This is a genomic window from Schauerella aestuarii, from assembly GCF_009866805.1.
GTDB classification, from domain to species: Bacteria; Pseudomonadota; Gammaproteobacteria; order Burkholderiales; family Burkholderiaceae_B; genus Schauerella; species Schauerella aestuarii.
In genome coordinates this window covers 324,201-333,098 of sequence record NZ_SIZW01000038.1, presented here as the reverse complement: position 1 = coordinate 333,098, position 8,898 = coordinate 324,201, and the positions used below count along the sequence as shown (strand labels likewise).

Annotated in this window: 7 protein-coding genes; 2 read left to right on the top strand and 5 right to left on the bottom strand. The window is 61.2% G+C overall.

The features are described 5' to 3' along the window. On the top strand, positions 1-217 hold a 217-nt coding region (locus EYW45_RS24415; protein WP_235938777.1), incomplete at its 5' end, for a hypothetical protein. Between the two features lie 432 nt (positions 218-649). Here the strand turns inward: EYW45_RS24415 and EYW45_RS03090 are convergent. From EYW45_RS03090 to EYW45_RS03080, 3 genes are all read right to left on the bottom strand, one after another. Next, positions 650-2,158 carry an argininosuccinate lyase gene (locus EYW45_RS03090; RefSeq protein ID WP_161133904.1) on the bottom strand — a complete coding sequence of 503 codons (1,509 nt, stop codon included), beginning with the start codon at positions 2,156-2,158 and terminating at the stop codon, positions 650-652. A gap of 238 nt (positions 2,159-2,396) precedes the next feature. Further along, positions 2,397-3,806: a sigma-54-dependent transcriptional regulator gene (locus EYW45_RS03085; RefSeq protein ID WP_161133903.1), complete on the bottom strand. Its 1,410-nt coding sequence runs from the start codon at positions 3,804-3,806 to the stop codon at positions 2,397-2,399. Positions 3,807-4,066: 260 nt separating this feature from the next. Further along, positions 4,067-5,992, bottom strand: a complete 1,926-nt coding sequence (locus tag EYW45_RS03080; protein ID WP_161133902.1) for a sensor histidine kinase — start codon at positions 5,990-5,992, stop codon at positions 4,067-4,069. 299 nt (positions 5,993-6,291) lie between these two features. Here EYW45_RS03080 and EYW45_RS03075 point away from each other — a divergent pair, with 299 nt between their 5' ends. Then, the gene (locus EYW45_RS03075; protein WP_202444573.1) at positions 6,292-7,623 is read left to right on the top strand and encodes a dicarboxylate/amino acid:cation symporter; all 1,332 of its coding nucleotides are present in this window, start codon (positions 6,292-6,294) and stop codon (positions 7,621-7,623) included. Positions 7,624-7,701: 78 nt separating this feature from the next. On the opposite strand, the gene EYW45_RS03070 is transcribed toward EYW45_RS03075, so the two are convergent. After that, positions 7,702-8,319 carry a Maf family protein gene (locus EYW45_RS03070; RefSeq protein WP_161133900.1) on the bottom strand — a complete coding sequence of 206 codons (618 nt, stop codon included), beginning with the start codon at positions 8,317-8,319 and terminating at the stop codon, positions 7,702-7,704. 105 nt (positions 8,320-8,424) lie between these two features. Then, on the bottom strand, positions 8,425-8,895 hold the full coding sequence (rlmH, locus tag EYW45_RS03065) for a 23S rRNA (pseudouridine(1915)-N(3))-methyltransferase RlmH (RefSeq protein WP_161133899.1): 471 nt from the start codon (positions 8,893-8,895) through the stop codon (positions 8,425-8,427). Positions 8,896-8,898: the final 3 nt, after the last annotated feature.

The window sequence follows — 8,898 nt, the reverse complement described above, 5'->3', positions numbered from 1 at the left end:
CCTTTGCGCCGATGATAGTGGACGGACGTCTGTGAAAGTAGGTCATCGTCAGGCTTTTATTCCCAAAACCCCGCTGGAGCAATCCAGCGGGGTTTTGCCATTGCGCGACGTAAATGCAGCAGTAACCGGCAGCCCGGCCGAGGTGCAGCGGCAGCTTGCAGCGCGATCAATACGCAGCCGCAGCTTGCGGCCCATTCACGACGCAACGGCAATCTGAAGCGCAGCGGCAACCGACAGCCCGGCCGAATGCATCGACCACCGACAGCAGCCGAAACGCATCGCTAGCCGGCTCCGTGAACCGCGTTAGCCCGTTGTCACCCGTGTTATTAACGGGCACGGCGCTAAAGAGCTGCTCGCTAAATTAACGAGCTGACCTGATCTGACCTGGCCAGGCCAGGCCTAGCCTAGCCCGAGTTAGAAGGTAGCGTTGCAGCGACTTGCGTACGTCGAGCCCTTCTCTGACGCGCTGTCGAACACGCCCGTGAATCAAAAAGGCCATCCTTGAAAGGATGGCCTGTTTGCTATCAAGAGCACCGCGAGCGCCGTCTTCAAATCATGCTGTCAGCGCGCATCGTGATTGATTTTCGTCGCACACATACACCAGCCGCACCTCAGCTGAGGGGCACTGACTTGAAAGCGCCCGCAGGTTTTATTTAGCGGTCGACACAAGCTTTTCAAAATCGCTATCGAGCTGCTTGAGCGAGTCGTTGATCTTTGCGCGCTTCGTCTTGATCCAGGCGTCTTGATCGGCAATATTTTGCTTGGCAATCTTCAGCATGCGATCCATTTCGGCGGGTTGCGGGCCACCGACGGATGCGCGGTTCTTGATGATGGCGATCGGATCGAGCGTGGCGCGAAACTCTTGTTCGCTCATGGGCAAGTCGCCGGTGTAGGGCGAGTCCTTGACCGTCTCTGCGTAGATGCGTTTAGCCTCGGCGTAGGGGAAGTCCAACGGCTTGATGTCGTTTTGCTTGGCGTAGTCGACAACCTTGGACGCGAAGTGATGACCGACTCGGAAGGGCAGTTTGTACTTGCGCATCAGGACGTCGGCAAGTTCCTGCGATGCTGTCCAGTCGTTGTTCAGCTCCTCGAGAGCGCGATCCGGACTGATCACCATCTGCGTCAATACGGTGTTCCAGCCTTTAAGCGCCTTGATGCCGCTCTTCACCATGGCAGTGTTGTCTTTCACTTCTTTCGGATCGCTCATCCCCGGCGTGATGTTATGCGCTTGAAAGACGACGCCTTGCGCCAGCGAGATCGCGGTCGATGCGTCGCTACGCGTGCGATTGAGCAAGCCGGGATTGCGCTTTTGCGGCATTGCGCTCGACACGTACGTATTGCTGCCGCCTTCCTGCAGCAGGATCCAGGGACGTGACTGTGCATATTGCGTCATCACGTCTTGAACGAAGCTGCCGGTATGCAAGGCCACGCTGGTGACGATGGCGCTGGCTTCAACGGGCTCGTCCACCGACGAGATCTGCGATGCGTCGTAGGCATTGTCCACAATGGCGGCGAAGCCGAGGTAGTTGGCCATACGCGTGCGGTTGAGGGGCCAACTGGTCCCGTTGAGCACGGTGGTTCCCATCGAGGAACGGTCGACGCGTACGTAGGCTTCGCGAATGCGCTGTGCATCGCGATCGAGTGCGGCAGCGAAGCCGAGGAGGTAGTGACCGTAGCTATTGGGTTGCGCGGCCACGCCATTCGTGTAATTGGGAACGATGGTGCCCGCATGCTTGTCGGCCAGATTCACGAGCGTCGTGGACGTGGCGTTGAGTTGCTCGGCCAAGCTCAACAAGTCATCGCGCAAAATTGCCGACCGATAGGTGGCGTGCATGTCCTGACTGGAGCGGCCCGCATGCAGGAGGGTGACGTCTTCACCGGCGGCGTCGATCATCAGCGGTTCGAACGTAATAACCGTAGAGGGGCGTTTGCCGCCGGCTTGATTACCGTCCTTGATGACTTTAGCCACCCCGGCGGCCACACGAAGGGCCATCGATTTGTCGAGCAAGCCTTCATCGGTATTGATGACCGCGGTGGCTTTGTTGATTTCGCCAAGCCAGAAGAATTCGTCGCGAACCGGTGCTTGTTGTGCGGCAACGGCGCCGGCGCCGAGGGACAGTGACAGGGCGATTGAGAGTGCGCAGCGTGGAAATTTCATGGTTTTGGGATTGTTGTCTCGTCGATTATTAGGTTTTTACAGGGCTGTCTTAACCGGAAAGCCCCCCATCATCAAGCTGGCTTCAGAAAGCCACCCCATGATCTTAGGCCAATCGCCTAACCCAATCCACCCATCCTGATTACCGCATAAGCGCTACACGGCGCTTGAAGTGCACCGATGCGCACCTCTCCCTCAGCGTGCAGCATGCGCTGAAGGACCGAAGGGCGATCCCCGTGCGCTACGCCTCAGGAACAAAATCGGCGCGATCGATGTTGTGACGTTGCAGTTTGTCGTAGAAGGTTTTGCGGGGAATACCGAGTCGATCGATGGTGGTGCGCACATCGCCTTGACTGATTCGCAAGGCTTCCCGAATGACGTCGGCTTCGTAGTTTTCGACGCGCTGCGGGAGCGGCAGCAGATCGCCGTTGGCACCGGAGTCTGCCTCGGCATGTTCTTCCCAATCGATCACGTCCAGCACGAAGCGTTCGGCGAAGTGATTGAGTTCGCGGACGTTACCGGGCCAGGGATGCTGTGCCAGATGTTGCTGAATGCTTGCGTTCAGCGTCGGCACCGGGCGGTTGAACCGTCGCGACGCCACGCCTACGTAATGTGCGAAGAGCAAGGGGATGTCGCCGCGACGTTCGCGCAGCGGTGGCAAGCGCAGCGTGACGACGTTCAGGCGATGGTAGAGATCTTCGCGAAAGCGCGTGCGCATCGCCGGCGCCGCGAGGTTTTCCTTTGTTGCGGCGACCACGCGTAGATCCAGATCGCGCACGTCGTTGCTCCCCAGCGGACTGATCTGGCGCGTCTCGAGCACGCGCAGGAGTTTCACCTGAAGCGCGAGTGGCATGCTTTCGATTTCATCGAGGAAGAGCGTGCCGCCGCTGGCATATTCGATACGGCCCACGCGGCGTTTGTTGGCACCGGTGAATGCGCCGGGTTCGTGGCCGAAGAGCTCGCTCTCGATCACCGTTTCTGGCAGGGCGCCGCAATTGATGGCCACGAAGGGCCGATCGCGCCGTTGACTCAGGCGATGCAGCGCATTGGCGACGACCTCTTTGCCACTGCCGGTTTCGCCCTCGATCAGCACGTCGACGTCGGCATCTGCAATATGCCGCAAGGTGCGCTTGATGCGTTGCATGGCGGGGGTGTCGCCAATCAGCGGCATGTCGTGCGAACCCGATGGCAGCGCCTCGGATGCGCGTCTCAGTTCGCGATTCTCAAGCACCAATCGGCGTTTTTCAGCGGCGCGGCGTACGGCCTCCAGTAATCGATCCGCACCGAACGGTTTAGCGATGAAGTCGTACGCGCCGGCGCGCAGGGCGCCCACAGCCATGTCGATATCGCCGTGGCCAGTGATCAGGATCACCGGGATGTCCGCATCGATCGCGCGCAGCGCATGAAAGAACTGCACCCCGTCCATGCCGGGCATGCGCAGGTCAGTGACGATGACGCCGCCGAAGTCGCTATCGATCGCCGCCAGCGCTTCGCGTGCGTCGCCGTAGGCGTCGACGATATGGCCGGCAAGCGTGAGCGACTGACGGTTGGCCGCGCGCAGGAGGGCGTCATCGTCGACGAAGATGACGCGGGTGGGCGGTGTGGGTGCGTTCCGACTATCGGTGGGGTCGGCAAAAGCGGGGAAGGTCATGATTCACCAAAGCACCAGAAGAGAAGTGCAGAGAAGTGCGATATTCAATGCAGGACGGGTCGATATTTTTCGTAGGGTAGTGCGGTGACGGTACCGCAATCGATCGCGTCGACCGGAATGCCATGGGCACCCCGACGCATTATTTGTTTGAGGAGCGGCAGCGCCCAAACTTGGCACTATTTGAGCGACGTCACCCCCACAATGAGGCGTACTCGCCATCAGCGACTCGGTCATGGGAGAGGCGGTAGAACAGTGCAAGGTCATGTTTCACTCGCCGGCATGCGTCGCAACGTCAATGTAAAGACGGCACCTGTGGCATCTCGAGGTACCAGCGGTATGCTCGACTGACCCTCATCGGGAGCCGCATTGCCTCCCACCAGATCGCCGCCGAACTCGCGTGCGAGATCGCGCGAGATCACCAAGCCCAAGCCGAGCCCTTGCGGTTTGCTCGTGGTGAAGGGCGTGAACAGGAGATCGACGACATCGGGATGTAAACCCGGGCCGTTATCGCTGACCGTCACCACCACCTGCCGGTCGTCGTAGGCGATCCGCAACCAGATATGCGGATCGACGCGGTCAACGAGCGCTTCGACGGCATTTTGCAGCAGGTTGATGAGAATCTGCTCGAGCCGGATGCGCTCGGCGTATACCTGCATGGACGGAACAATATCCTGCACGTCGATGCTGATGGCATGTCGTTGGCGGTGAGTATTGACCAACAGCATCGCGCCGTCGACCGCGTCTCTCAGCGGCATCATCGTGAGCGGGCGACCGACCGATTGCTTACGCGAGAAGTCCCGAAGTTCACCGGTGATGGCCCCCACACGATCGGTGAGGCTGGCGATCGTGGCGAGATTCTCTCGAGCAATGTCGGGTTGGCCGCGCGTCAGCAGTACGGCGGCATTGTCGGCAAACGTGCGGATGGCTGCGATCGGCTGATTGATTTCGTGTGCCACCCCCGCGGTCACTTGCCCCAGCAGGGCCAGGCGGCTGGCCTGCACCAGTTCTTCCTGTGTCCGATGCAACCGCTCTTCGGCGCGGCGGCGTTCGTCCACTTCGGCGGTGAGGCGTTCATTGGCGAGGCTCAGGTCCCGGGTGCGTGCGGCCACCTGTGCGGCCAACGATTCGCGAATCGCTGCTTGTTCACGCGACCGCTGCCGGCCTTGCCACATGCGCCAGGCGATCAGGCCGCTCACCGTCAACAGCAACACCATGACGGCCGTGGCCACAAGCTCGGCGCCGTTGCTTGCCCGGTTCATGACGTCGCGTGCGGGCGACAGCAGGTGTAGCGACCAACCGGGCTGGCTGTCGATGGCTTGGGTCGCCAGCACGTAGTCAGCGTTTTGCTTGCGCTCCGGCAATGTGACGTTCACCACGCTGAGGGATTCGGTGCTGAGTTCGCGCGAAGGGCGCAGCGGAAGCGGGTTGAACGCCGCATTGCCGAATTGCAAGCTCTCGCGCAGGGCGGTGGCCACGTCGGCGGGCAAGGGCCGCAAGACATCGAAACGCCATTCGCGTTCGCTTGTGATCAACACGATACCGCGCTCATCGGTGACGAACACGGGCACGCCGGCGCGCCGCCAATCGTCTTCCAAACTGGAAAAATCGACTTTGACCACCACGACGCCGATTGCCTCGCCGGTGACTTCGTCGTGAACCCGCCGGGAAAGATAGAGGCCCGCGCGATGGCTGCGAGTGCCGAGGGCGAAATGCTCCGCCGTGCCCAGATCAAAGGCCTGCCGGAAGTAGGGACGAAAGCGGTAATCGATGCCGACGAAGGTGGCGGGTTCGCGCCAGTTGCTCGCGGCGATCGCGCGGCCCTCGCGGTCGAGCAGATACACGGCCGACGCTTCGATGGCGGTCGCGAGCGATTCAAGTTTTTCGTCGAGCCGGATGATGCGTATCGGATCTTCGTTCTTGAGCACGGCGGTCAGGTCGTCGTCCTGTGCCAGGACGAGCGGCAAGCTGCGGTATTTTTCCAGGCTGTTACGCACCAAAGCGACGTTCAATCCCGCTGCGGCGGTGGCGCGATCGCCGAGTTCGTTCAAGCTCTCACGTTCCGCCCAGCGGCCACTGGCCGTGGCGACCGCCCATGTGATCACCACACAGATCACAAGCGCCAACGCCAGCAGGCCACGCTGGCGATGCGTCATGGCGAGGGGCAGGGCTCTGAATTGGTGCGGCACGCGCGATCTCTTTTGTGCGGAATATCGCACATGATACGCCCGCGTGTGCGGCATTGCGCCCAGGCCGGCCCGAGCGAGCCTCGAGCGGCGCGCACAAGCGCGATATAAATCAATGGCTTAGGCTGAAAATAACATTTAAATGAATTTGGCATGCGTATTGCTTTTGTAGCCGCATACCGCCGGCTCGCCTGAGCAGGCACATTCATTTCATAACAGCGTTGCAGCGTTGCCAGTCGCTAACTGGCAACGCCGGACGTAAAACCCGGTAGGGGACATCAGTGATCGAAGTCGATAAAGACATGGCTGCGCCCGCGCGCCCGCAAAAGTGGTACAAAATTTTGTACGTACAGGTGATCTTCGCGATCATCATCGGCATCCTGTTAGGCCATTTCAAGCCGGAAATCGGCGAGGCCATGAAGCCGTTGGGCGATGGCTTCATCAAGCTGGTCAAGATGATCATCGCACCGGTTATCTTCCTCACGGTGACCTCGGGTATCGCCGCGATGAGCGACCTGAAGAAGGTCGGTCGCGTGACCGGCAAGGCCATGATCTACTTTCTGACGTTTTCGACGTTGGCATTGATCATCGGCATGATCGTCTCGCACATCGTGCAGCCGGGCGCCGGCATGAACATCGATCCGAAGTCGCTGGATGGCGGCGCCGTGGCGCAGTACGTGACCAAGGCGCACGATTCCACCGTGACCGGGTTCCTGATGAACATCATCCCGACCACGCTCGTCAGCCCGTTCGTGACCGGTGACATCCTGCAGGTGTTGTTTGTGGCGGTGCTCTTCGGTATTGCGCTGGCGATGGTGGGCCCGAAGGCCAAGCCGGTGCTCGATCTGATCAACGCGGTGACCACGCCGGTGTTCCGACTGGTCGCGATGCTGATGAAATTTGCACCGATCGGCGCATTCGGCGCAATGGCTTTCACGATCGGCAAATATGGGATCGAGTCGGTCGTCAATCTGGCGATGCTGGTGGGCACGTTCTACGCCACGTCGATCCTGTTTGTGTTGGTCGTGCTGGGTGGTGTGGCGCGCTACAACGGTTTTTCGATTATCCGTCTGGTGCGCTACATCCGCGAAGAATTGCTGCTCGTGCTGGGCACCAGTTCGTCCGAGGCGGCATTGCCGACCTTGATGCAAAAGATGGAGCGCGCCGGCTGCTCGAAGTCCGTCGTGGGCCTGGTGGTCCCGACCGGTTATTCGTTCAACCTGGACGGCACCAACATCTACATGACGATGGCTGCCCTGTTCATCGCCCAGGCGTGCAACATCCCCTTGTCGCTCGGCGATCAAATCCTGCTGTTGCTGGTCGCCATGTTGAGTTCGAAGGGCGCCGCAGGCGTAACGGGCGCAGGGTTCATCACTTTGGCGGCAACGCTGTCGGTGGTGCCGACGGTGCCCGTGGCCGGCATGGCGCTGATCCTGGGTGTGGACCGATTCATGTCAGAGTGCCGCGCGTTGACCAATCTGGTCGGCAACGCTACGGCATCGATCGTGGTGGCGCGTTGGGAAGGTGAGTTGGACAAAGAACAACTCGATCGCGCGATGGCTGGCGAAGTGATGACCGATCCGGTCGCAACGCCGCCTGCGTCGCTGACCCCCGCTTCGGGTAGCGCGCACTGAATGTAGGGATGTTCAGCGTGTGACGGCCCAAAAAGGAAGGGTCGCCCCAGTGCAGGCTGGGGCGACCTTTTTTTGCGTTCAAGCCCGGATGTCGGCCCGTGCGAGCAATTGCGCCGTTTCGAATACCGGCAATCCCATCACGCCGGTGAATGTGCCCGAGAGATGCGAGACGAATGCACCGGCTAGGCCCTGGATGCCGTACGCGCCGGCCTTGCCGAAAGGCTCGCCGCTGGCGCAATAGCGTGCGATGTCATCCGCACTGAGGTCGCGAAACGTTACGGCAGTGGTCGCCACCACCTCCCACACCGCATCGCGATGCGGCACCCATATTGCCACAGCGGTTTTGACCTCATGGGTGCGACCCGACAGGCGGCCAAGCATGTGCCGCGCGTCGGCATCGTCGGCCGGTTTGCCGAGCACATCGCCATCGAGGATGACCGTGGTGTCCGATCCCAGCACGGGCAACCGCGGCAGCGCCTGGGCGATGACCCAGTCGCGGCCACGCTCGGCTTTCTCGCGTGCGGTGCGGCACACATAGTCATGTGCCGATTCGCCCGCATGCTGGGGCTCGTCCTCGCCCGGCGGTGCAGGCACATCCAGCACGGAAAATGCAATCTGCATGGTCTGCAGCAACTCGCGCCGGCGCGGGCTGGTCGAGGCGAGATAGAGCTTGGGCGAGGGCATGTCAGCAGGCATGATGAGGGGGCCGTGCAAAGGAAAGAGAAGGAAGCCGTGCAGAGCCGAGGGGAAGGCGTCGTGCCGTGCAAGATTCGCGCAGAGGCGCCGCAACCGCTCGGGCGGTCAGGCGCGGTGATACGGATGGTTGACCAGGATGGCCCACGCCCGGTAAAGCTGTTCGGCCAGCACCACCCGCACCATGGGGTGGGGCAGGGTCAGTGAGGAGAGCCGGATGCTGCCCGCGCAGCTTTGTTTGAGCGCGCTGTCCAGGCCGTCGGGGCCGCCCACCAGAAAGGCCACGTCGGCGCCGCCGGCGCGCCATTGCGCCAGACGTTCGGAAAGCCCCATCGTCGTGAGGTCCTTGCCGTGTTCGTCCAGCGCGATACGCACGACGTTGCCGGGCAACGCCGCGTCGATGCGTTTGGCCTCTGCAGCCATCATCTGGGCCGGTGTTTTACCGCTGGTGCGGGGTTCGGGCTTGATTTCGCGCAATTCGATCGCGCAATCGGGGGGCATGCGCTTGGCATAGTCATCCCAGGCGCGGGTGACCCAATCCGGCATCTTGTTGCCGACCGCGATAACGATGAGTTTCACTGC

What these genes read in the sequence shown, in the direction of transcription:
- EYW45_RS03085 (WP_161133903.1), bottom strand. Translation starts at nt 3,806, where the DNA reads ATGACCTTCCCCGCTTTTGCCGACCCCACCGATAGTCGGAACGCACCC.
- EYW45_RS03070 (WP_161133900.1), bottom strand. Translation starts at nt 8,319, where the DNA reads ATGCCTGCTGACATGCCCTCGCCCAAGCTCTATCTCGCCTCGACCAGC.
- EYW45_RS03090 (WP_161133904.1), bottom strand. Translation starts at nt 2,158, where the DNA reads ATGAAATTTCCACGCTGCGCACTCTCAATCGCCCTGTCACTGTCCCTC.
- EYW45_RS03075 (WP_202444573.1), top strand. Translation starts at nt 6,292, where the DNA reads ATGGCTGCGCCCGCGCGCCCGCAAAAGTGGTACAAAATTTTGTACGTA.